Source organism: Variovorax soli, from assembly GCF_031454625.1.
Classification (GTDB): Bacteria; Pseudomonadota; Gammaproteobacteria; order Burkholderiales; family Burkholderiaceae_C; genus Variovorax; species Variovorax soli_A.
Genome location: NZ_JAVDRF010000005.1, coordinates 254,944 through 277,275, shown reverse-complemented (window position 1 = coordinate 277,275; position 22,332 = coordinate 254,944). Strand labels below are relative to the sequence as shown.

19 protein-coding genes and 1 pseudogene are annotated in these 22,332 nt (G+C 69.1%); 9 read left to right on the top strand and 11 right to left on the bottom strand.

Annotated elements, in window-relative coordinates; genetic code table 11:
• Nucleotides 1-74 precede the first annotated feature (74 nt).
• The gene (locus tag J2739_RS14220) at nt 75-281 is read left to right on the top strand and encodes a solute carrier family 23 protein (RefSeq protein ID WP_405053893.1); all 207 of its coding nucleotides are present in this window, start codon (nt 75-77) and stop codon (nt 279-281) included.
• A pseudogene (locus J2739_RS14215) lies at nt 233-487 on the top strand (purine permease); the annotation flags it as partial. The gene J2739_RS14220 and the pseudogene J2739_RS14215, both read left to right, overlap by 49 nt.
• A 35-nt stretch (nt 488-522) precedes the next feature.
• On the opposite strand, the gene J2739_RS14210 reads toward J2739_RS14215, so the two are convergent.
• Nucleotides 523-1,380, bottom strand: coding sequence for an aldo/keto reductase (locus J2739_RS14210; protein WP_309902673.1), 858 nt, complete (start codon nt 1,378-1,380; stop codon nt 523-525).
• Between the two features lie 21 nt (nt 1,381-1,401).
• Nucleotides 1,402-1,671 carry a hypothetical protein gene (locus J2739_RS14205; RefSeq protein WP_309902671.1) on the bottom strand — a complete coding sequence of 90 codons (270 nt, stop codon included), beginning with the start codon at nt 1,669-1,671 and terminating at the stop codon, nt 1,402-1,404.
• 270 nt (nt 1,672-1,941) lie between these two features.
• Between J2739_RS14205 and J2739_RS14200 the strand changes: the two genes are divergently transcribed.
• The 7 genes from J2739_RS14200 to J2739_RS14170 all read left to right on the top strand — a co-directional run bounded on the left by J2739_RS14200 (nt 1,942) and on the right by J2739_RS14170 (nt 12,636).
• Entirely contained in the window at nt 1,942-2,928 is a 987-nt protein-coding gene (locus J2739_RS14200) for a chromate resistance protein ChrB domain-containing protein (RefSeq protein ID WP_309902669.1), read from the top strand.
• Entirely contained in the window at nt 2,925-4,097 is a 1,173-nt protein-coding gene (locus J2739_RS14195; RefSeq protein ID WP_309902667.1) for a chromate transporter, read from the top strand. The genes J2739_RS14200 and J2739_RS14195 overlap by 4 nt, the downstream gene beginning before the upstream one ends.
• 33 nt (nt 4,098-4,130) lie before the next feature.
• Nucleotides 4,131-5,330, top strand: coding sequence for an MFS transporter (locus J2739_RS14190; protein WP_309902664.1), 1,200 nt, complete (start codon nt 4,131-4,133; stop codon nt 5,328-5,330).
• 423 nt (nt 5,331-5,753) lie between these two features.
• Entirely contained in the window at nt 5,754-7,097 is a 1,344-nt protein-coding gene (locus J2739_RS14185) for a C4-dicarboxylate transporter DctA (RefSeq protein WP_309902662.1), read from the top strand.
• Nucleotides 7,098-7,103: 6 nt separating this feature from the next.
• Nucleotides 7,104-7,805, top strand: a complete 702-nt coding sequence (locus tag J2739_RS14180; RefSeq protein ID WP_309902661.1) for a GntR family transcriptional regulator — start codon at nt 7,104-7,106, stop codon at nt 7,803-7,805.
• A gap of 39 nt (nt 7,806-7,844) precedes the next feature.
• Nucleotides 7,845-8,912, top strand: a complete 1,068-nt coding sequence (locus tag J2739_RS14175) for an AI-2E family transporter (protein ID WP_309902659.1) — start codon at nt 7,845-7,847, stop codon at nt 8,910-8,912.
• Nucleotides 8,913-9,201: 289 nt separating this feature from the next.
• Nucleotides 9,202-12,636 carry a galactose oxidase early set domain-containing protein gene (locus J2739_RS14170; protein WP_309902657.1) on the top strand — a complete coding sequence of 1,145 codons (3,435 nt, stop codon included), beginning with the start codon at nt 9,202-9,204 and terminating at the stop codon, nt 12,634-12,636.
• On the opposite strand, the gene J2739_RS14165 is transcribed toward J2739_RS14170, so the two are convergent.
• The 9 genes from J2739_RS14165 to J2739_RS14125 all read right to left on the bottom strand — a co-directional run bounded on the left by J2739_RS14165 (nt 12,633) and on the right by J2739_RS14125 (nt 22,141).
• Entirely contained in the window at nt 12,633-13,727 is a 1,095-nt protein-coding gene (locus J2739_RS14165; protein WP_309902655.1) for a cupin-like domain-containing protein, read from the bottom strand. The genes J2739_RS14170 and J2739_RS14165 overlap by 4 nt on opposite strands.
• Before the next feature lie 116 nt (nt 13,728-13,843).
• Nucleotides 13,844-15,361 (bottom strand): L-piperidine-6-carboxylate dehydrogenase, encoded by a 1,518-nt coding sequence (amaB, locus tag J2739_RS14160; RefSeq protein WP_309902653.1) that lies wholly within the window; start codon nt 15,359-15,361, stop codon nt 13,844-13,846.
• A gap of 29 nt (nt 15,362-15,390) precedes the next feature.
• Nucleotides 15,391-16,437, bottom strand: coding sequence for an ABC transporter substrate-binding protein (locus J2739_RS14155; protein ID WP_309902651.1), 1,047 nt, complete (start codon nt 16,435-16,437; stop codon nt 15,391-15,393).
• Nucleotides 16,438-16,449: 12 nt separating this feature from the next.
• Nucleotides 16,450-17,637, bottom strand: coding sequence for an NAD(P)/FAD-dependent oxidoreductase (locus J2739_RS14150; RefSeq protein WP_309902649.1), 1,188 nt, complete (start codon nt 17,635-17,637; stop codon nt 16,450-16,452).
• Nucleotides 17,634-19,028 carry an FAD/NAD(P)-binding oxidoreductase gene (locus J2739_RS14145; protein ID WP_309902647.1) on the bottom strand — a complete coding sequence of 465 codons (1,395 nt, stop codon included), beginning with the start codon at nt 19,026-19,028 and terminating at the stop codon, nt 17,634-17,636. The genes J2739_RS14150 and J2739_RS14145 overlap by 4 nt, the downstream gene beginning before the upstream one ends.
• Nucleotides 19,025-19,315, bottom strand: coding sequence for a (2Fe-2S)-binding protein (locus tag J2739_RS14140; RefSeq protein ID WP_309902645.1), 291 nt, complete (start codon nt 19,313-19,315; stop codon nt 19,025-19,027). The genes J2739_RS14145 and J2739_RS14140 overlap by 4 nt, the downstream gene beginning before the upstream one ends.
• A gap of 17 nt (nt 19,316-19,332) precedes the next feature.
• The gene (locus J2739_RS14135; RefSeq protein ID WP_309902643.1) at nt 19,333-20,127 is read right to left on the bottom strand and encodes an ABC transporter permease; all 795 of its coding nucleotides are present in this window, start codon (nt 20,125-20,127) and stop codon (nt 19,333-19,335) included.
• 8 nt (nt 20,128-20,135) lie between these two features.
• The gene (locus J2739_RS14130) at nt 20,136-21,014 is read right to left on the bottom strand and encodes an ABC transporter permease (RefSeq protein ID WP_309903014.1); all 879 of its coding nucleotides are present in this window, start codon (nt 21,012-21,014) and stop codon (nt 20,136-20,138) included.
• A gap of 38 nt (nt 21,015-21,052) precedes the next feature.
• Complete coding sequence (locus tag J2739_RS14125; protein ID WP_309902641.1) at nt 21,053-22,141, bottom strand: ABC transporter ATP-binding protein; 1,089 nt, start codon at nt 22,139-22,141, stop codon at nt 21,053-21,055.
• Nucleotides 22,142-22,332: the final 191 nt, after the last annotated feature.

The following is a 22,332-nucleotide window of genomic DNA, read 5'->3' as shown; positions in this document are numbered from 1 at the left end:
ACCTGAAAGCGCCGCCCCCCTGCCGCAGCGCACTCGATTTCAACATCGGACCGGGGACCTTGATCGCGCCGCTGGTGTCGCGCATGCTGCGCTTCTTTCCGCCGGTGGTGACCGGCACCATCATCGCGGTGATCGGCATCAGCCTCATGCGCGTGGCCATCAACTGGATCTTCGGCAACCCGGTGGGCCCGACCGAGCCGGCCCTGGCCGTGTGTCGACGTGGTGCTCCCCCCGCATCCTCTCCGGCGTGGACTTCAAGGGCAATCGCCACAACGCGATGATCGTCGCGGTGTCGATCGGCATCGGCATGATTCCGCTGATCGCGCCGAACTTCAAGCAATGGATGCCGCATGCGATCCACTCGCTGGTGGAGTCCGGCATCCTGCTGGCCTCGGTCGCGGCGGTGCTGCTGAACCTGTTCCTCAACGGCGCGAAGCAGGACGACGAAGCGGTGATCGCCGCCGCCAGGCAGGCCGAGGCGCACTGAAGAAGCCGTGAAGCGACGCGCGCGCCCCGGCTCCTTCAGATCATCGCCAACGGCTTCTTGCGCCGCGGCGGCGGGTGCAAGCGATCGATCTCCGCAAGGTCTTCCGCACTCAGCCGCAGTGCTGCAGCGGCGAGGTTGTCGCGCAAATGCGCTTCGCGAACGGCCTTCGGGATGGCGACGACCCCGGGCTGCGCCACCACCCAGGCCAGCGCGAGCTGCGCCGCCGTCACGCCCAGCCGCTGCGCCATCTTCTTCAGTGCCGCGTCGCGGGCCAGCGCACCCTGGTCGATCGGGCTGTAGGCCATCAGCGGCATGCCGCGCTCGCGCTGCCAGGGCAGCAGGCTGACCTCCGGACCGCGCTCGTTCACCGCGTAGTAGACCTGGTTGGCGGCGCAATCCAGTGCGTCGCCGCACACGACCGCCAGCTCCTCCATGTCATCGGTGTCGAAGTTGCTGACGCCCCAGTGCCCGATGCGGCCGTCCGCCACCAGCAGGCGCATCGCCTCGCAGGTCTCGGCGAGCGGATGTTCGCCGCGCCAGTGCAGCAGGTAGAGATCGATGCGGTCCAGCCCCAGCCGCGCCAGGCTGCGCGCGCAAGCCGCAGGCGTGCCCTCGCGGCTGGCATTGTGCGGATAGACCTTGCTGACGACGAAGAGCTCCTCGCGCTTCACGTCCCCGGTACGCAACGCCTCGGCGATGGACTGGCCCACCACTTCCTCGGCGCCGCCCTCGCCGTACATCTCGGCCGTGTCGATGAGGCGGTAGCCCATGGCGATGGCGGCGCGCACCGCGGCCACCTCCGCCTTGCGCGAAGCCGGCGCCTCGCCCATGCGCCAGGTCCCGAGCCCGAGGACCGGGATGGCTCCATTTGCCGAAAGTTCGAGGGTGCGCATGCCGGACGATTTTGACGTACTTCAGTTGCTCAGGAAGTAGATGTCCGGCTTGTCGACGACCCCGACCTCCTGCATCTTTTCTCTCAGGTCAGCGGACTCGGCAAAGGCGCGGGCCCGGTCGAGATCCGACGCTTCGAAGAGTGCCACGACCTCGTTCTGGTCGTCGGCATTGCGAAGCAGATACTTCTCCGTGAGACCGGCTTCGGCGCGCTTCGGCGCATGGGCATCGAAGCCGGACTTCCATGTCTTGAAGTCCCTGACCTTGTGCCTGACGAGCATGTAGGAAGCCATGGTGTTTCTCCACGAGTAAGTTGAGTCAGCGGGTCGATGCCGGCCAGGCATGGCTGACACATGCCTCGCGGCGCTACCACTTCCGCGTCGATGCTCGCGCCATCGCAACAGCGCGTGCAAAGCAAGTGCAACACGAACGGCGCGGCCGATGCGCCGAGCTCTGTGCCTGCGGTGTAAGTGTCGTGTCGACAGGCAAGCGGGAGGCGTGCAGGCCTCGGCGAATCCGAAGATGATTTGTAGCGATCTCTACTATGCTGTATCGTCCGCTACATGCAAATGGCCGCCGACGGTTGGCTTCTTCTGATCCTGTCTCTCCCGACGCAGGGCGCAACGGCGCGCATGCGCATCTGGCGCACGCTCAAGTCGCTGGGGTGCGCCGCGCTGCGCGATGGCGCCTATCTTCTTCCCGCCAGCTCCCACCACCAGGATGCCCTGCAGGAGCTGGCGGATGAGTGCGTCCGGGAAGGGGGTGGTGCCTGGGTCTTGTCCGCGACGCCTGCGCGCAATGACGACGCGCAGTCCTATCCGGCACTTTTTGATCGGTCCGAGGACTACGCGGCTCTCGTAAAGACCTGGAAGCAAGCGGCCGCGTCGCTCTCGAGTCTCGGGCCGGCCGAACTCAACCGTCTGCACAAGAAGCTGCACCGCGAGTACGAGGCATTGCGAGCCATCGACTTCTTTGCGGGCGAAGCCAGCATCGAGGCCGAGGCTGCGTGGAGCGACTTCAGCAGCCGCCTCGAACGCCTGCTGTCTCCGGATGAACCGCACGAGACCGAAGGACAGGTGTCCCGGCTCAATCCGAGCGAATACAGGGGGCGCCTGTGGGCGACGCGCAAGCGCCTGTGGGTCGACCGCGTCGCCAGCGCCTGGCTGATTCGGCGCTTCATCGACCCCGAGGCACGCTTCCAGTGGCTCGCCAAGCCCTCCGATTGCCCGCGCAAGGCGCTCGGTTTCGACTTCGACGGCGCCACCTTCAGCCACGTGGGCGAACGCGTCACCTTCCAGACGCTGATGGCGAGCTTCGGCCTGGAAGAAGACGCCGCCTTGCTGCGCCTCGGCGCGATGGTGCACTCGCTCGACGTGGGCGGCGCTCCGGCACCCGAAGGCAGCGGCTTCGAGGCGGTGCTCGCCGGTGCGCGCGAACGTCTGCCTGACGACGACGCCTTGCTGGCCGAGATCGGCGCCGTGCTCGATTCGCTGTACGCGCACTTTCAGCGAGAGGGCCAGCGCAGCAAGACGACCAAGGACCCGAAGTGACGGAGACCGCCGCACCCCGCTATACCTTGTGGCAACTCGTGCGCTACGCGCTCGCGCTCGGCACCTGGGGATTTGGCGGCCCGGTCGCACTCGTTGGCTACATGTACCGCGACCTGGTGGAGCGGCGCGGCTGGATCTCCGAGGCGGACTACAAGGAGGGCATGACGCTCGCCCAGCTGATGCCGGGCCCCTTGGCCGCCCAGCTCGCGATCTACCTCGGCTACGTGCACTACCGCGTGCGAGGGGCAACGCTCGTCGGCTTGGCCTTCGTGCTGCCTTCGTTCCTGATGGTGGTCGCCCTGGGCGCCGTGTACATGGCCTATGGAGGCATCGGCTGGATGCAGGCGGTCTTCTACGGCGTCGGCGCTGCGGTCATCGGCATCATCGTCATGAGCGCCTACAAGCTCACGACCAAGAACATCGGCAAGGACAGGCTCCTGTGGGCGATCTTCCTGGTCAGCGCGGCGGTGACGGTGATCACCAAGTCCGAGATCATCTGGCTCTTTCTCGGCGCCGGCATCCTCGTGTGGTTGCTCCGTGCACCGCCCAAGCGCTGGTCGAAGGGCCGGTTGAATGGCATCGCGATCGCGGCTCCGATCGGGGCGGCGGCGCTGGCAGCCGCCGTTGACTGGCACCAGCTCCTGGAGATCGGCGCCTTCTTTGCCTACGCGGGCAGCTTTGTCTTCGGCAGCGGGCTGGCGATTGTCCCGTTCCTCTACGGCGGCGTGGTGCAGGAGCACCACTGGCTCAGCGACCGGCAGTTCGTCGATGCCGTGGCGGTGGCGATGATCACGCCGGGTCCCGTGGTCATCACCACAGGCTTCATCGGCTACATCGTCGCGGGCCTCTGGGGAGCGGTGGTGGCTGCGGCCGGCACTTTCCTGCCGTGTTACCTCTTCACCATCCTGCCGGCGCCGTACTTCAAGAAGCACGGCAAGCGTCCGGGCACCGTCGCCTTCGTCGATGGCGTGACTGCCGCGGCGATCGGTGCGATCACCGGTGCGGCAATCGTGATCGGCCAGCGCACCCTCACCGACTGGGTCACGGCGGTGCTGGCCATCGTGACGGTGGCCGTGCTGTGGCGCTTCAAGAAGGTCCCCGAACCTGTGATCGTGCTCGTTGCCGCCTTGATCGGCCTGGTGGCGTATCCGCTCATGGCGCATGCCTGACGTTTATTCATCCCTACGGAGACGCCTGCACCCATGGCCACGACCCCCGAAGCCAGGTTGTTGCTGATCGGGCGGTCGCTGCGCGCGTTCGCCGACGGCTATGTGGCCGTCCTGCTGCCGGCTTATCTGCTCGCCCTGGGATTCGGCCAGATCGACGTCGGCCTGCTCAGCACGGCGACCCTGGCCGGCTCGGCCGCTGCCACGCTTGCGATCGGCGCTGTCGGTCATCGGTGGGCATCGCGCCGCCTCCTCCTGCTGGCGGCGCTGTTGATGGTCGCCACGGGACTCGGCTTCGCCGGCCTTTCGTCGTTCTGGCCACTGATGGTGGTGGCGCTTGTCGGCACGCTGAATCCGAGCTCGGGCGACGTGAGCGTCTTCCTGCCGGTGGAACACGCGCGCCTTGCCCATGCAGCCACGGGCGATGCGCGCACGGTGCTGTTCGCCCGTTATTCGTTGGCGGGCGCGCTCTGCGCCGCGCTCGGGGCCCTGGCTGCGGCGGTACCTGCCTGGTTGACGGCCCGCTACAACGTGGGCCTGCTCAATGCCCTCCGCGCGATGTTCGGGCTGTACGCGCTCATCGGCGCTCTGGTGGGGTGGCTCTATCGACGCTTGCCCATGAGCGATGGGCCCGTGTCGGCGGCGCCGGCGCCGCTGGGCCCGTCGCGAAGCATCGTGATCAGGCTGGCGGCGCTGTTCAGCGTGGACGCCTTCGCCGGTGGGCTGGTGGTCAACTCGCTCATGAGCCTGTGGCTTTTCGAGCGCTTCGGCTTCACGCTCGCTCAAGCGGGCGCCTTCTTCTTCTGGACCGGCCTGCTCGCAGCGGGCTCGCAGTTGGCGGCACCCGCGGTGGCACGGAGGTTCGGATTGCTGAACACCATGGTGTTCACGCACATCCCTTCCAGCTGCTGCCTGATCGCGGCCGCCCTGGTGCCTGATCTGCACCTGGCCCTGGCCCTGCTGTTCCTGCGAAGTGCGCTCTCGCAAATGGACGTACCCACGCGCACCGCGTACGTGATGGCCGTCGTCACGCCACCCGAGCGCACCGCCGCTGCCAGCTTCACCGCGGTACCACGCAGCCTGGCATCGGCCGCCAGCCCGACGCTGGCCGGCGCATGGATGGCGGCGGGCCTGCTGAGCGCCCCCTTGATCGCTTGCGGTGCGTTGAAGATTGCCTATGACCTGGCGCTCCTCTTCTCGTTTCGGCATTTGAAGGCAAGCGGTGAAAAGGAGTGATGCGGCTCGCCGATCAAAGCCCGGTTCAATCCAGCGTGATCCCCATCGCGGCTTCCGAATCCTCACCAGACTCGACGCGCAGTTCCGCCTGCGAGGTGTACTCGGTTCGTTGACCTTGCGTTACGAGGCATGTCGGGTTTACCCCATTCTTTCCAGATCGGAGACCTAGTGCGACGCCGAACGCCGTCCGATGCGAAGAGTCACTCAGGTCAGCGCACCGCCGCAAGCGCTGGATCGGCGGCGGGTTGAACGTCGCCCCTGCATCGGCGTTGTCTGCGGATTTAATGCGCGCCATGGCAGTGTGCAAGAGAAGGTAACGAACAGGGGTAATCCCGAACAAGCAAATCCCAAATCTTGCCTACATTGCTTGTATGCAAGATGATCTTTGTCTTGCATGCAACCATCACGGAGACAGGAGACAAGATGCCCCGTTTCGCCAAATCACTCTTCGGTCAGGTGGTCATCGCGCTGGTGCTCGGCGTGGCGGCGGGCCTGTTCTTTCCCGATTTCGCCGTCAAGCTCAAGCCACTGGGCGACGGCTTCATCAAGCTGATCAAGATGATCATCCCGGTGCTGGTCTTCTGCGTGGTGGTGCACGGCATCGCCGGTGCGGGGGACCTCAAGCGCGTGGGCCGGGTCGGCGTCAAATCGTTGATCTACTTCGAGGTGCTGACCACGGTTGCGCTGGCCATGGGCCTGGTGCTCGCCTTCGTGTTCAAGCCCGGCGTTGGCATGAACGTGGACCCGCGCGCGCTCGACCCGGCGGCGATGAGCGCCTATGCCTCCACGGCCGACAAGCTCACCAGCGGCGGCACGGTCGAGTTCCTCATGAAGCTGATCCCGACCACGATCGTCAACGCCTTCGCGACCGGCGACGTGCTGCAGGTGCTGCTGTTCGCGGTGCTGTTCGGCTGCGCGCTGGCGCTGCTGGGCGACCTCGGCAAACCCGTGGCCTCGGTGGTGGACGCGCTCTCGCTGGTGCTCTTCAAGATCATGGGCATCATCATCAAGCTGGCGCCGCTGGGCGTGCTGGGCGCCATCGCGTTCACGGTCGGCAAGTACGGCGTGGGCTCGCTCAAGCAGCTGGGCATGCTGGTGGTGCTGTTCTATGCGTCGGTGCTCATCTTCGTGTTCGTGGTGCTGGGCTTCGTGATGAGGCTCTCGGGCTTCAGCCTGATCAAGCTGCTGCGCTACCTGCGCGAGGAACTGACCATCGTCTTCGCCACCACCTCGTCGGACAGCGTGCTGCCCCAGATCATGGCCAAGCTGCGCCACATGGGCATCCGGGATTCGACGGTGGGCCTGGTGATCCCGACCGGCTATTCCTTCAACCTCGACGCCTTCTCGATCTACATCACGCTGGCGGCCGTGTTCATCGCTCAGGCCACCAACACGCCGGTCTCGATGTCGGACCTGCTGGCCATCCTCGCGATCGCGCTGGTGACCTCCAAGGGCGCGCACGGCGTGCCGGGCTCCGCCATCGTGGTGCTGGCCGCGACGCTGCACGCCATTCCGGCGATCCCCGCGATCGGGCTGGTGCTGGTGCTCTCGGTGGACTGGTTCATGGGCATCGCCCGCGCCCTGGGCAACCTGATCGGCAATTGCGTGGCCACCGTCGCCATCGCGGCCTGGGAAGGCGATATCGACCGCGAGCGCGCCCACGCGGTGCTCAATGGCACCCACTCGCCGGAAGACGAGCCGCTGGCCGAGCCCGATTCGCCGGTGGCTGCCGCCCATGCTGCACGGGCTGTCCATCCGGCACACTAGCGCGCCATGACCGACGTCACCCCCACCACCATCGCCGCGCGCGTGGTCGAGGCCATCCTGGCCCAGAAGCTTGCGCCCGGCGAGCGCCTGGGCGAGCAGCAGCTGGCCGAGAACTTCGGCGTCAGCCGCACGATGGTGCGCGAAGCGCTGATGCAACTGCAGGCGCGGGGTTTCGTCGAGGTGCAGTCGCGCCGCGGCTGGTACGTGGTGGAGCCTTCGGCGGAGGAGGCGCGCGATGCGTTCGCCGCGCGCCGCATCATCGAGGCCGGCATCCTGGCCGAATCATCGGGCCGGCCGCTGTCGAAGGTGATCCGCAAGCTGCGCGAGCACATTGCCGACGAGAAGCGCGCCATCGCCGGCGCCGACGCCGCCACCCGCGCCTTCCTGCTGGCCGACTTCCATGTCTGCCTGGCCGACCAGATGGGTCACCGCCTGCTGTGCGATGTGCTGCGCGACCTCACCGCGCGCACCACGCTGGCGGCCACGCTGTTCCAGTCCACGCACGAGGCCGGGCAGTCCTGCGCCGAGCATGCGGCCATCGTGGCCGCGCTCGAGGCCGGCGAGATCAAGCGCGCCCGCCAGCTGATGCTGGACCACATCGGCAACGTCGAGGAAGCGCTGGAGGCTGAGGTGGCATCCAGCCCCGGCGCCGACGAGCGCCTGCGCGCCACGCTGGCACCGGTGGCCCTGCCACGGGCTGCCCGCTGACAGGGCGCGCCCCCCGGGCTCGGCTACAGTCGCCGGGCCATGAATTCACCTGAACTGCAGCGCACGGTTTTCCTCCTGCTGCTGGCCGCCGTGACGGCCGCGTTCTTCTTGATCCTGCTGCCCTTCTTCGGGGCGGTGCTCTGGGCCGTCGCGCTGGCGATCCTGTTCACGCCGCTCTACAAGCGGCTGCTGCGGAAGATGCCGGGCCGGCACAACCGCGCGGCGCTGGCCACGCTCGCAATCTGCCTCGTGATCGTGATCATCCCGCTGGCAATGGTGACGGTCTCACTGGTGCAGGAGGCCTCGCTGGTGACGCAACGCATCCGCACCGGCGAGATCAACTTCGCGCGCTACCTCCAGCAGATCATCGGCGTGGCGCCGCAATGGCTGCTCAACCTGCTCGACCGCTTCGGACTCGGCAACATGGAGGCGATGCTGTCGCGCATCGGCCAGGGCGCCGCCCAGACCGGCCAGATGATCGCCACGCAGGCGCTCAATATCGGGCAGAACACCTTCGACTTCCTGGTGAGCTTCGCGCTGATGCTCTACATGCTGTACTTCCTCCTGCGCGACGGCGCCGCGCTCTCGAAGACGGTGCGCCAGGCATTGCCCATGGCGCGGCCGCACACGCACTTCCTGCTCAACAAGTTCACCAACGTCATCCGCGCCACCATCAAGGGCAACGTGGCAGTGGCCGCCGTGCAGGGGGCGCTGGGCGGGCTGGCCTTCTGGGTGCTGGGCGTGCAGGGCGCGCTGCTGTGGGCGGTGCTGATGGGCTTCCTCTCGCTGCTGCCGGCGGTGGGCGCGGCGCTGATCTGGCTGCCGGTGGCGCTCTACTTCCTCGCCACAGGCCATGTGTGGCAAGGCGTGGCGCTGATCGTCTTCGGCATCGTGGTGATCGGGCTGGTCGACAACGTGCTGCGCCCGATCCTGGTGGGCAAGGATACGCAGCTGCCCGACTACATCGTGCTGATGTCCACGGTCGGCGGCATGGCGCTGTTCGGCGTCAACGGCTTCGTGATCGGGCCGGTGGTGGCAGCGCTGTTCATGGCGACCTGGGACCTGTTCGCCTCGTCGAACGAGGAGGCGGCGGAGCCGCCCGGGTAGAAGACGCACATCGGTGCGCGAAAGGCGCGAAGGTCCTCCGAACGACACAAGGGAATCTGAGTAGCACTTTAGGACTACGCAACTTGGTGGATTCGCTCCAGAATGGCGGCTGTATAACGCCAAAGTTCTACTACGGGTTGCGAACATGCCAACGACCTCGCCGCCATTCCCGCGTGCTTCCGGGTTCAGGTGGATTGCCTTGTGGGCGCCGCTGGTGATCACCGCGTGCGGCGGCGGTGGAAATGGCAATGGCGGAATGGCGCCCGGAGTGGCTGGCACCGGCGCGGGCATGACCAACACCGATGCTTCCGCCCCCGCACCCACCCCCGCCCCCGCCCCGGGGCAGAGCGACGGCTCGATGGCCCCGGCCATTGCCGCTACCACGGCCGGCGCGGCCGATCCCTCGGCACCGGCCGCGGCTGCCGAAGGCGGGGCCAAGGCCTCCGCCGTCATGACACGCAAGTCGATCATCACGCCAGCGGACATCGCCCGGCAGCGGGAACTGGAACGGGACAGCCCCGCCCCGATCGACCGGGGCCCAGGGCCCACCGGCACGACCACCACGACTACGACGACCACGACCACTGCTGCAGTGGCCTCGGCCGCCTTGGCGTCCAACACCGGCGGCGAGTGGGCAGCACCGATCACCTGGCCGATCAATGCCATCCACGTCGTGCTGACGCCCGACGGCAAGGTGATGAGCTACGGCACCGATCCGAGCGGCGCCCAGGGCGCGCAGCTCTACTACGACGTCTGGACCCCGAGCACCAACGCCCACAGCCTCTTGCAGCACTCCACGCGCACCGACCTCTTCTGCAGCGCCCAGACCGTGCTCCCGGCCGGGCAGGTGCTGCTGGCGGGCGGCGACACGCGCGGGATCACGCCGGACAAGGTCAATGGCGGCGTGCCCGACGTCAACTTCTACGACCCGGTCTCCTCCCTCATCAGCGCCGGGCCGCCGATGGCCTATGCGCGCTGGTACGGCAGCGCGGTTCCCCTGGCCGACGGCCGGGCGCTGATGCTCGCGGGCATCGACGCCAACGGCGCCGGCTCGGGCGTGCCCGAGATCTACACGCCGGGCCCGGGCTGGAAAACCCTCGGGGCCATTCCCAACTGGCCGGGCGACTGGTTCTATCCGCGCGCCGTGCTGGCCCCCAACGGCCGGGTGGTCGTGGCGAGCAGCAACCAGCTGTTCAGCATCGACACCGAGGCGCCCACCCTCGGGCCCATCGGCACGCTGCCGAAGTTCATCAACTGGGTGCTGCCCTGGGCCATGTTCGACCGCGGCAAGATGCTCATGGTCGCCGACGACGGCGGGGCGGTGGTGGTCGACATCAATGGCCGCACGCCGGTCGTGACCAGTGTCGCGGGTCCCGGGCTCAACCGCGAATGGGGCACGGCGACCGTGCTGGCCGACGGGAAGGTGCTGGTCACCGGGGGCTCGGCCCAGGAGAACCAGCTGACCGACACCGCCTTCACGGCCCTCCTGTGGGACCCCGCCACGGCACAGTGGACCACCGGCAACCCGGCGCAGAAGCCGCGCCTGTACCACTCCACCGCCATGCTGCTGCCCGATGCGACGGTGCTGTCGGCCGGCGGCGGCTCGCCCGGGCCCGTGCTGAATCTCAACGCCGAGATCTATTCGCCGCCCTACCTCTTCGACAGCAGCGGCCAGCGCGCGCCGCGCCCGATCATCAACACGGCGCCCGCGCAGTTGACCCTCGGCACCGACTTCCAGATCAGCGTCGTATCGCAGTTGGCGATCCGGCGCGTGACGCTGGTGCGTACCGGCTCGGTGACGCATTCGACGGACTTCGGGCAACGCTTTCTGGAATTGCCTTTCACGCAGGCCGCCGGCAGCTCGACCGTCAACATCACGCTCAACGAGAGCCCGAACATCCTGCCCGCCGGGTACTACATGCTGTTCGCGATCGACAGTGCCGGCGTGCCCTCCATCGCGAAGATCCTCAAGGTGCAGGGCAGTTGGACGAACGTGGGCAACCAGGGCTACACCTTCACCCTGCCGGCCCCTACCGTCGTGCAGTTCGGCAATGGCGGGAACTGGACGCAGAAGACGGTCACCGGCACCGTGAGTTGCCGCAACGAGTTCTTCGGGATGAATCCCGCGCCGAACGCCGCCAAGACCTGCCAGGTGCTGGCGCCCAAGGCCGGCGGCGTGACGCCGGGCACCCAGGTGACGACCGCCGACCGCACGGTGGCCGCGCAGGGCGCCGCCTTCAACATGACGGCCGCGACGGTGGTGAGCTACGGCGTCGATTCGCGCTGGGTCGACAAGGTCGTGACCGGCACCGGCACCTGCAGCACGACCTTTTTCGGCGGCACGGATCCCGCGCCGGGCGTGACCAAGTCCTGCGTGGCGGACACGGGAACGGCCGCTCCGCCTGCGCCTGCGCCTGCGCCTGCACCGGCGCCCGCACCGGCGCCCGCGCCCGCGCCCGCGCCCGCGCCCGCGCCTGCACCCGCGCCCGCGCCCGCGCCTGCACCCGCGCCCGTGCCGTCCGGGCCGACGCTGGCCGTTGAGGGCGGTACCTTCACCGTATCGAGCGCAACCGTGGTGGCCTATGGCGCCGACACACGCTGGGTACAGAAGACGGTCAGCGGCACGGTGTCTTGCAGCAACACCACCTTCGGCACCGACCCAGCGCCCTTCGTGGTGAAGTCCTGCAAGCTGCCGACCGCGCCTGCTCCGGAGCCAGCGCCCGCACCGGCACCGGCACCGGCACCCGCACCGGCACCCGCGCCCGCGCCCGCACCTGCACCGGCACCGGCACCCGCACCCGCGCCCGCACCCGCACCTGCGCCCGCGCCCGCGCCCGCACCTGCACCTGCACCTGCACCTGCACCTGCACCTGCACCTGCACCTGCACCTGCACCTGCACCTGCACCCGCACCGGCGCCTGCGCCTGCGCCTGCGCCTGCACCTGCGCCCGCACCCGCACCCGCACCCGCACCCGCACCCGCACCGGCGCCCGCACCGGCGCCCGCGCCCGCGCCCGCGCCCGCGCCTGCACCCGCACCTGTGCCGTCCGGGCCGACGCTGGCCGTCGAGGGCGGTACCTTTACCGTATCGAGCGCGACCCTGGTGGCTTATGGCGCCGACACACGCTGGGTACAGAAGACGGTCAGCGGCACGGTGTCTTGCAGCAACACCACCTTCGGCACCGACCCGGCGCCCTTCGTGGTGAAGTCCTGCAAGCTGCCAACCGCGCCTGCTCCGGCGCCCGCGCCCGCGCCCGCGCCCGCGCCAGCGCCAGCGCCAGCACCTGCACCTGCACCAGCACCTGCACCCGCACCTGCGCCTGCGCCTGCACCTGCACCTGCGCCCGCACCCGCACCCGCACCCGCACCCGCACCCGCACCCGCACCCGCGCCTGCGCCCGCACCCGCACCCGCACCTGCGCCCGCACCTGCGCCCGCACCCGCACCCGCGCCTGCGCCTGCACCAGCACCAGCACCAGCACCAGCACCTGCACCTGCACCTGCACCTGCACCCGCACCTGCGCCCGCGCCCGCGCCGCTGCCCTCGGGCACGTTCCTGGCCACTGAAGGACAAAGCTTCACCGTGTCGTCACCGACCGTGGTGAAGTACGGCGCGGACACACGCTGGGTCCAGAAGACGGTCAACGGCACGGTGCCCTGCACCAATGCCTACTTCGGTACCGACCCGGCGCCCTTCGTCGTCAAGTCGTGCCGCGTCGCCTAACCCTGGACGGCTCGCGGCACGGGGTCGAAATAGGTGAACAGGTTCGGAATCGGCAAGGCCAGATTCGAATACGAGAAAGACACACTGACGTCCAGCGCCCGCACCTGGTGCCACCAGCCCAGCGGCAAGAACATGGTCTCGCCCGGCCAGACCACGACTTCGAGCACGCGCACGCCCGCGAACAAGGGGAACTGCCTCAGGTCGACCGCGTCCAGGTCGATCGGGCTGAAGACGCCGTTCGTGTTGTACAGGCGCTGCCCCTGCAGCGGCGAGATGAGGCGCCAGCGCTTGCGTCCGACGACTTGGGTGTGGAACAGCATCAGCGTGTCGTGGTGCAACGGAGTCACGGTGCCCGCCGGCCCGAACCAGAACGAGGAGCGCTCAGCCAGCTCGGCGCGATCGCAGCACGGCGGCAGGCTGCCGACGTCATCCAGCAAAGGCGCGAAGTCGGGCCGCCGCAGCGCTTCATTGTTCGCGGTGAGGTAGTAGTCGTTGGTTTCGCCGCCGGCGAGCACCTGGTCGACGAATTCGCTTAGGCGGACCGTCCGGCGATGCAAGGCCTTGTCTTCTTCGTAGCGCGGATTCGCCTGGCGCTCGGCCTGGACATCGACATCGAGATGGCCGAAGCGCATCTTCAGGTCGGGCGGCGACCACCGCCGCATTGCAGGCCAGTCTCGCGTGTGGCCGGTGAGCACGAGCGGCCGGCAGCCCCGCACGTAGCGATCGATGAATTCGTCCTCGCCGACTGTCACGCGCTTGTCGACGATGCCGTACATCGGGTCGATCTCCCAGAGCAGCTGCAGGTTGGCCAGCGTGGACTCGAGCTTGCGCAGCTGTTGCGCCCGGCCTTCCGCGGCAATGTAGACCGCGTTGCCCGGCACCTGTTCGATCACCTCCGCGCTGGCCTGCGCGTCGAGGCCGGCAGCCGTCATCGTCGCCAGCACCGATTGCGGCGTGCAGCCGCGCAGCAATTGCTCGGTGACCCAGCGCAGCCACTCGGCGGTCAGCGGTGCGCCCCCAGGCGCCGGCGAGGTTTTTTCGGGCTGGCTTGCGGGCGGGCGCGGCGGGGCAGGCGGCTTCGAAGGTCTCATGCGGAAATCTCCTGCGGACTCTGGGCCGGCTCATTTTGTGCCGAACTCGCCGAGTTGCAAAAGTCGACGCGCCGGCCGCCGCGGTGCGCGCCGCCGATGCGCTGCGACCCCGACTCTCAGACGTCGAAGCGCACGCCCTGCGCCAGCGGCAGCGAGCGCGAGTAGTTGATGGTGTTGGTCGCGCGGCGCATGTAGTTGCGCCAGGCATCCGAGCCCGACTCGCGGCCGCCGCCGGTCTCCTTCTCGCCGCCGAAGGCGCCGCCGATCTCGGCGCCCGAGGTGCCGATGTTGACGTTGGCGATGCCGCAGTCCGATCCCGCCGCCGAAAGGAATTGCTCCGTCTCGCGCAAGTCGTTGCCGAACACCGCCGACGACAGGCCCTGCGGCACGTCGTTGTGCATCGCGATCGCCTCCTCGAAGTGCTCATAGCCCAGCACGTAGAGGATGGGTGCGAAAGTCTCGTGGCGCACAGTCGCCGTCTGCGCCGGCATCTCGACGATGGCCGGGCGCACGTACCAGGCATCCGGCCGTGTGTCGGCGAGGACGCGCTCGCCGCCATAGACCTTCCCGCCCTCCTCCGCCGCCGCGGCGAGCGCCGACTGCATGCTTTCGAAGGCGGCGCGGTCGATCAGTGGGCCGACCAGCGTGCCGGGCTCGCGCGGATCGCCGATGGCGAGCTTCTCGTAGGCCTTGCGCAGGCGCGCGACCAGCATCTCGCGCACGCTCTCGTGCACGATCAGCCGGCGGGTGGTGGTGCAGCGCTGCCCGGCCGTGCCCGCGGCGGCGAAGAGAATGCCGCGCACCGCGAGGTCGAGGTCGGCCGAGGGCGTGACCACCACCGCGTTGTTGCCGCCCAGCTCCAGCAGGCAGCGGCCGAAGCGCCGCGCCACCCGCGGGCCGACCTCGCGGCCCATGCGCGTGCTGCCGGTGGCCGACACCAGCGCCACGCGCGTATCGTCGACGATCGCCTCGCCGATTTCGCGCAGGCCGATGGCGACGCACGAGAGGCCGGCCGGCGCCTCGGCGCCGAAGCGCCGCGCGGCGCGTTCGAACAGGGCCTGGCAGGCGAGCGCCGTGAGCGGCGTCTTCTCGGACGGCTTCCACACCACCGCATCGCCGCAGACGATCGCCAGCGCGAAGTTCCAGGACCACACCGCGGCCGGGAAGTTGAAGGCGCTGATGACGCCGATCACGCCCAGCGGATGCCAGCTCTCCATCATGCGGTGGCCGGGCCGCTCGGAGGCGATGGTCAGTCCGTGCAGCTGGCGCGACAGGCCGACCGCGAAGTCGCAGATGTCGATCATCTCCTGCACCTCGCCCAGGCCTTCGGTGAGGATCTTGCCGGCCTCCAGCGAGACCAGCGTGCCCAGCGTCTCCTTCTCGGCGCGCAGCTCCTCGCCGAGCAGGCGGATCAGCTCGCCGCGCCGCGGCGCCGGCACGCTGCGCCAGGCCAGGAAGGCGGATTGCGCCTCGCCGACCAGGCGCGAGACATCGTCGGCCGAGTGCACCGGCAACTGGGCCAGCGTGCTGCCATCGATGGGCGATCGCACCGACAGCGGGCCGCCGCGCAATGCCGCCGCGGGCACGCCCAGGCGTTCGAGCAGGCTGTGGGTCTGGGTGGCGGGAGCTGTCATATCGAATCCTTGTGTGGGCATCCGTCGCGTCACTTTTCGATCGTCTTGTTCCAGCGCGCGTTCCAGGCGGGCCGGTTGGCGTTGATGCTGTCCCAGTCGATGGTGACCGCATTCTTCATCCAGTCATTGATCTTCGCGACCAAGGCGCTGGCGTCGCCACTGGCCGGCGTCTTCGGGTTGGTCGGCAGCTGGCTGCCGTACTGCAACGCGGCGGCTTGCGCCTGCGGGCTCAGCAAGAACTCGGCGAGCTTCTGCGCCAGCTCGGGCTCGCTGTTGTTGGCGATGACGCACTGGCCGACGGTCAGCACCACCGAGCCTTCCTTCGGCTGGGCGTACTCGACCGGGATGCCTTTCTCCTTGAGTGCCGCCACCGCGGTGGGCGTGAGCGGGAAGATCGCGGCCTCGCCGGTCTGCACCATCTCCGACAGCTTGGCCGAGCTCGGGATGTACTCCAGCACGTTCGGGCCGATGGTCTTGTCCCAGGCATTGAAGCCGGGGTCGACGTTCTTGTCGTTGCCGCCCTGGATGCGATTGAACATCAGGAAGCCGTGCAGGCCGAAGGAGGAAGAAGGCATCGACTGGAACACCACCTTGCCCTTGTACTTCGCGTCGGCCAGGTCCATCCAGGAGGTGGGCGCGGCCCAGCCCTTTTCAGTGAACATCTTCTTGTTGTAGGCCAGCCCCGTCATGCCCAGGCTCACGCCGCTGGCCATGTCGCCCTTGAAGCGGGCCGCGGGGTAGAGCGCATCGAGCGCGGCGCTCGGCCGCTGCTTCTCGCACAGCCCCATGCCGATGGCGCGGTACATGATGCCGTCGTCGAGGAACATCACGTGCATCTGCGGCTTGTCCTTGTTGGCCTGTGCCTTGGCCAGGATGTCGGAGGAGGTGCCGGGCACCACCACCACCTTGGCGCCGGTCTGCTTCTCGAACTCGGGGAAGACGTACTGCGTGTACGTCTTCTCCATCGTGCCGCCGTTCATGCCGATGTACAGCGTCTTGTTCTGCGCAGTGGCAGCCCCTGCGGCGAGCAGGGCCGCGAGCGCGGCGGCGAGGGAAATCGTGGTGCGGGGGTTCATGGGGTCTTCCTTTCAGCGTGCGACGGAGATGGGTTGGGGGCGGGGTGAGGGGTGCGCTTCGTTCGCCGGCTCGGCCGCTTCGGCGGCGCGCACGAAGCGATCGACCGCGAAGGCCTCGATGGGCGTGCTGCTGCGGCCATGGCAGGCCAGCTCGGCCAGCACTTCGCCGGCGGCAGGGCCGACCTGGAAGCCGGCACCGGCGAAGCCGAAGCCATGGATCAGGCCGGGCCTGCGCGGGCTCTCGCCGAGCACCGGCTGGCGGTCGGGCAGATAGCCCTCGGTGCCGCTCCAGGTGCGGATGATGTGGGCATGGCGCAGCGCCGGAAGCAGCTCGATGGCCTGCTGGCACATCCCGTCGATGGCACTGCGCTCCACGCGTGCGCGTTCGTCGTCGAGCGCGAAGCCCGCGCCGCCGCCCATCACGACATTGCCGCGCGCTACCTGGCGGCAGTAGATGCCGCCGCCTTCCACGCCCAGGCTCCAGTTCATGAAGACGGGCAGCGGTTCGGTCACGGCCATGGCCGGATGGCCGGCGCGCAGCGGCAGTTCGTCACCGAACTGCGCGGCCAGCGGGCCGGCCCAGGCGCCGGCACAGTTCAGCAGCACCGGCGCGCGCACTTCCAGGCCGCCGGCGGTGCTGCGCAGCACGAAGCGCTGCCCGTCGTGGTCTGCCTCGTCCACGCGCGTGCGCTCCAGCACCTGGGCGCCGGCACGCTCGGCGGCGCGCGCGAAGGCGGGCGACACCAGGCGCGGGTTGGCCTGGCCGTCCTCCGGGCAGAAGGAGCCGCCCACGGCCTTGATGCCCAGCCAGGCGGATTGTTCGCGCAGCCGTGCACCGCCGATCATTTCCAGCCCGAGGTCGAAGTCGCGGCTCTGCGCGCGGTAGTGCTCCAGCGCGGCGAGGTCGGCCTCGCTGCGCGCGATCTTGAAGTGGCCGGAGCGCACGTACTCGCCGTCGGTGCCGATGGTTTTCGCCAGCGCGCCCCAGATGCGGTGCGAGCGCTGCGCCAGCGGCAGCTGGCTGATCGGGCGGCCCTGGCGTCGCACGCCGCCGAAGTTCACGCCGCTGGAGCGCGAGCCGCACAGGTCGCGCTCCAGCAGAACCACCTGCCGTCCCATGCGGCGCAGCGCCAGCGCGGCGGAAGCGCCGACGATGCCGCCGCCGACGATGGCCACGTCGCAGTCGATGCGCCGCGTCATGAAGACAGGCCCTCCGGCGCGGCAGCCAGTTGCATGGGGATGGGCTTGATCGGCGCCTGCCCGCGCAGCCGGCCCACCTGCTGCAGCGGCTGGCCGGTGGCATGCGCCAGCACCTCGGCAGCCGCCACGCCGCACATGCGGCCCTGGCAGCGGCCCATGCCGACGCGGCACAGCGCCTTCAGGCGATTGAGCTCGTCCGCGCCCGCTTCGCGCACGGTCTGGCGCAAGGTGCCGGCCGTGACGTTTTCGCAGCGGCACACGACCAGTTCGTCCGGCGCCCGAGAGGCCCAGTCCTGCGGAAAGGGAAAGGCGCGCTCCAGGCCCGCGCGAAAGCCCGCGACCCGCGCCAGCTTGCGCTCGAGCGCCTGCGCGCGCCGGGCATCGACCTGCAGGCCGCGGTCCTGCAGCAGCGCCAGGGCCGCACGCTCGCCGGCCCACTCGGCGGCATCGGCGCCCAGGATGCCGGCCCCGTCCCCGGCCAGGTAGACGCCCGGGACGCTGCTGCGCCCGGCGTTATCGCGCTCGGGCAAGTGCGCGCGATGCAGCGGCGCGAAGGCGAAGCGGCAGCCGAGCAGGTCGGCCAGCTGCGTCTCGGAACGCAACGCATGGCCGAAGCCCACCGCGTCGCATTCGAGCGTGCGCTCGACCCGGCCGTCGTGCCAGGCCACGCCCTCGACGCGCTCGCTCCCGAGCACGCGCAACGGACGCACGCCGCCATGCAGCGCGATGCCATGGGCGCGCAGCCACCCCACGTAGTACAGGCCCTTGAGCAGGACCGCCGGCTGCGTGCTCATCGCGGGCAAGGCGGCGCATTGGTCCGCGAAGCGGGCGGTGTCGAGCACGGCTGCAACCTGCGCGCCCGCTTTGGCGTACTGGCAGGCCACCAGGTAGAGCAAGGGCCCGGTGCCCATGAAGACGACGCGCTGACCGATCGCGCAGCCCTGGAACTTCAGCGCCACCTGCGCACCGCCCAGCGTGTAGACGCCAGGCAGCGTCCAGCCGGGCACGGGCAGCACGCGGTCGGTGGCACCGGTGGCGACGATGAGTTGTTCGAAGGGCACGCGGCGCGTGCGCTGGGTGGGGCCGTGCAGCACGTCGAGCCAGCCGTCCTGCGCGTTCCACACGAGGCTGTCGGGCTGATGGTCGACCTGCTCGCGCAGGGCGTCGAAGCTCGCATGCAGCGCGTCGGCGCGCCCGGCCTCGAAGCCGTAGAGCGTGCGGCTGCTGCGCCCGAACTGCGCCGGCTGGCGGCGGTAGACCTGGCCGCCGGCGCGCGGTGCTTCGTCGATGACGACCGGCCGCAGGCCATGCGCCGCCAGCGCCTGCGCGGCGCGTACGCCGGCCGGGCCGGCGCCGACGATCACCGGCGGGGTCGTGCTCGCGCCGGTCATGGCGCCCCCTCGGTGACCAGGCTCATGCCGTCCTGCACGAAGGTCGAGCAGGCACGCAGACGCGCGCCCTCGGCGGTCTGCACCCAGCAGTCCTGGCAGGCGCCCATCATGCAGAAGCCGGCACGCGGCGCACCGCTGAACTCGTTGCGGCGCAGGCGGCCCGCGTGGGTCAGCACCGCGGTGAGCACGGTATCGCCCGCGAGCGCGGTGCAAGGCACGCCGTCGAGCGTGAAGGAGATCTCGGCGCGGCCCGTTTCGGCCACGCGGTGCAGCAGCGGGGCGCTCATCCGATGCTTCGTCGGTGTCATGCGCGGCCCACCAGCACGCGGTCCAGCCCGTAAACGCGATCGAGCAGCAGCATCGCGCAGGCGGTGACGGCGATCATCAGCGCCGAGACCGCGGCCATCAGCGGATCGATGGACTCGGTCGCATACATGTACATGCGCACCGGCAGCGTGACCGTCGAGGGCGCGGTGACGAAGATGGACATCGTGACCTCGTCGAAGCTGTTGATGAAGCCCAGCATCCAGCCACCGGTGACGCCCGGCAGGATCATCGGCAGCGTGATGCGCCGGAACACCGTTGCCTGGCTCGCGCCCAGCGAGAGCGCCGCCTGCTCGGCGCTGCGGTCGAAGCCCACCAGCGCCGCGAGCACCAGCCGCAGCGTGTAGGGCGTGACGATCACCGTGTGCGCCAGCACCAGCCAGCCGAAGCTGCCGGTGCCGCCGACCAGCGCGAACATGCGCAGCATGGCCACGCCCAGCACGAGATGCGGAATGATCAGCGGCGAGAGGAACAGCCCGTTGAGGAAGTCGCGTCCCGGAAAGCGATAGCGCGTGATCGCGATGGCCGCCGGCACCGCCAGCACCGTGGCCAGCGTGGCCGAGCACAGCGCCAGCCGCAGGCTGTTCCAGAACGAGGCGACGAAGTCCGGATGGACGAACACCGCGCGGAACCAGCGCAGCGAGAACGACGTGGTCGGGAGGGTGAGCGTGTTGTGCGGCGTGAAGGCCACCACGCACACCACCAGCAGCGGCGCCAGCATGAAGGCGATGACGAGCGCGTTGAACGCGAGGGCGATGGGTCCGTTGTTGCGCATGCCAGCCCCTACCCCAGCGCCTTCTTGTAGCGGCCTTCGACCATGCGGTTGAGGCTGAGCATCACCACCAGGTTGGCCCCCAGCAGCACCAGAGCGACCGTGGCGCCGAGCGGCCAGTTGAGCTCGTGCAGGTACTCGTCGTAAACCACGGTGGCGACCATCTTCAGCCGCCGGCCGCCGAGCAGGCCCGGGATGGCGAAGGCGCTCGCGCTCAGGCCGAACACGATCAGGCTGCCGGAGAGCACCCCGGGCATCACCTGCGGCAGCACCACCCGCCTGAGCGTGGTGAAGGGCGAGGCGCCGAGCGAGAGGGCGGCGTTCTCGACGCCCGCGTCCAGCTTCTGCAGCGAGGTCCACACGGCGATCACCATGAAAGGCATCATCACGTGCACCAGCGCCACCACCACCGCGATCTCGGTGTAGAGCATCTTCACCGGGCCGATGCCGACGGCGCGCAGCACGCCATTGACCAGCCCCTCGGGGCCCAGCAGCATGCTCCAGCCGAAGGCCCGCACCACGACCGAGACCAGCAGCGGCGCCAGCACCACCAGCAGCAGCACCGCGCGCCAGGGGTTGCGCATGCGGCTGAGCACGTAGGCTTCCGGCGCGCCGACCGCGACGCAGATCAGGGTGACCAGCATCGAGATCCAGAAGGTGCGCCAGAAAATGGCGAGGTAGTAGTCGTCGCCGAACACGTGCGCGTAGTGCTCGAGCGTGTATTGGCCAGCCTTGACGCCGGTGGCCGCGTCGTAGACGTTGAAGGACAGCACCGCCGTGAGCAGCAGCGGCGCGAGCAGCAGGGTCGCGAAGAGGGCGAAGGCCGGCGCCGTGAGGAGCCAGGGCACCGCGTGGCGCGCGGGCGCGGGCGCGGGCGCGGGCGCCGGCATGATCGAAGGGATCGGCGTCGTGGCCGCCAGGTCGGCGTTCATGCCGATGCTCCCGCGGCCATCGGCGCCTCGGCCGGCAGCAGCCGCATGCAGTGGTCCGGCCAGTCGATGGCGGCGGCCTCTCCCACGGCCAGCGACGCGCGTCCATCGTTCGGGCAGAGCACGGTCCAGTCGCCGGCATCGGTCGACAGGCGATAGAGCCATTGGCTGCCGAGGAAGAAGCGCTCCTGCACTTCCCCATCCATCCGGCCGCGGCCGCGCGGCAGCAGCTGCAGCTTCTCGGGCCGAACGCTCAGCAGCGCGACGGCGCCGGGCGCGAAGTCGGCCGGGTTGTCCACCGCCACATCGAGACGCAGTGAGCCCAGCGACACCCCCACCCGCTCGCCGGCCTCGCGCACACGCGCATCGAGCAGGTTGGCCTTGCCCACGAAAGTGGAGATGAAGCGCGTGCGCGGATGCTCGTACACGCGCTGCGGCTCGTCGACCTGCGTCACGACGCCGGCCTGCATCACCACCACCCGATCACTCACCGACATGGCCTCGCTCTGGTCGTGCGTGACCATCACCGTGGTGGTGCCGACCTTGCGCTGGATCTGGCGCAGCTCGAACTGCATCTCCTCGCGCAGCTTGGCGTCGAGGTTGGACAGCGGCTCGTCCAGCAGCAGCACGGGCGGCTCGATCACCAGCGCGCGCGCCAGCGCCACCCGCTGGCGCTGACCGCCCGAGAGCTCGCGCGGATAACGCTGCGCATGCGCATCGAGGTGCACCAGCGATAGAGCCTTGCGCACGCGCTCCTGCCGCTCGGCGCGCGGGAGCTTGCGCATCTCCAGGCCGAAGCTCACGTTGTCGGCCACCGTCATGTGCGGGAACAGCGCATAGCTCTGGAAGACGATGCCCAGGCCGCGGGTGTTGGCCTTGGCGCGCGTGATGTCGCGCCCGGCCAGGGTGATGGTGCCGCTGCTCACCGGCTCGAAGCCGGCCACCATCTGCAATGTGGTGGTCTTGCCGCAACCCGAGGGGCCGAGCAGCGAAACGAATTCGCCCTGCTCCACCGACAGGTTCATGGCCGAGACGGCGCAGGTGCTGCCGTAGAACTTGCTCACGTCGCGCAGGCTGAGAAATGACATCGGGGGCGCTCCTGATCCGGGGACCGGGCGTCCATGGCTGGCCCCGGCGGGCCGGCCTCGCAGTGCTTGCCTGCGAGCCGGTGTGTTCCACTCTATTGCAACAAGCAAGCCATCTTGCGCAGGGTATTCCATTAAACGGATTTTTTTATCGTTTTATTCCGTTCAGCGGAATTTTCTGGCGGTATAGTTCG

Excerpts from the sequence above, each read along its gene's own strand:
- J2739_RS14205 (WP_309902671.1), bottom strand. The coding sequence starts at position 1,671 with ATGGCTTCCTACATGCTCGTCAGGCACAAGGTCAGGGACTTCAAGACA.
- J2739_RS14155 (WP_309902651.1), bottom strand. The coding sequence starts at position 16,437 with ATGAACCCCCGCACCACGATTTCCCTCGCCGCCGCGCTCGCGGCCCTG.
- J2739_RS14165 (WP_309902655.1), bottom strand. The coding sequence starts at position 13,727 with ATGAGACCTTCGAAGCCGCCTGCCCCGCCGCGCCCGCCCGCAAGCCAG.
- J2739_RS14185 (WP_309902662.1), top strand. The coding sequence starts at position 5,754 with ATGCCCCGTTTCGCCAAATCACTCTTCGGTCAGGTGGTCATCGCGCTG.
- J2739_RS14150 (WP_309902649.1), bottom strand. The coding sequence starts at position 17,637 with ATGACGCGGCGCATCGACTGCGACGTGGCCATCGTCGGCGGCGGCATC.
- J2739_RS14180 (WP_309902661.1), top strand. The coding sequence starts at position 7,104 with ATGACCGACGTCACCCCCACCACCATCGCCGCGCGCGTGGTCGAGGCC.
- J2739_RS14130 (WP_309903014.1), bottom strand. The coding sequence starts at position 21,014 with ATGCCGGCGCCCGCGCCCGCGCCCGCGCCCGCGCGCCACGCGGTGCCC.
- J2739_RS14170 (WP_309902657.1), top strand. The coding sequence starts at position 9,202 with ATGACCAACACCGATGCTTCCGCCCCCGCACCCACCCCCGCCCCCGCC.
- J2739_RS14210 (WP_309902673.1), bottom strand. The coding sequence starts at position 1,380 with ATGCGCACCCTCGAACTTTCGGCAAATGGAGCCATCCCGGTCCTCGGG.
- J2739_RS14190 (WP_309902664.1), top strand. The coding sequence starts at position 4,131 with ATGGCCACGACCCCCGAAGCCAGGTTGTTGCTGATCGGGCGGTCGCTG.
- J2739_RS14175 (WP_309902659.1), top strand. The coding sequence starts at position 7,845 with ATGAATTCACCTGAACTGCAGCGCACGGTTTTCCTCCTGCTGCTGGCC.
- J2739_RS14145 (WP_309902647.1), bottom strand. The coding sequence starts at position 19,028 with ATGACCGGCGCGAGCACGACCCCGCCGGTGATCGTCGGCGCCGGCCCG.
- J2739_RS14200 (WP_309902669.1), top strand. The coding sequence starts at position 1,942 with ATGCAAATGGCCGCCGACGGTTGGCTTCTTCTGATCCTGTCTCTCCCG.
- J2739_RS14135 (WP_309902643.1), bottom strand. The coding sequence starts at position 20,127 with ATGCGCAACAACGGACCCATCGCCCTCGCGTTCAACGCGCTCGTCATC.
- amaB (WP_309902653.1), bottom strand. The coding sequence starts at position 15,361 with ATGACAGCTCCCGCCACCCAGACCCACAGCCTGCTCGAACGCCTGGGC.
- J2739_RS14125 (WP_309902641.1), bottom strand. The coding sequence starts at position 22,141 with ATGTCATTTCTCAGCCTGCGCGACGTGAGCAAGTTCTACGGCAGCACC.
- J2739_RS14140 (WP_309902645.1), bottom strand. The coding sequence starts at position 19,315 with ATGAGCGCCCCGCTGCTGCACCGCGTGGCCGAAACGGGCCGCGCCGAG.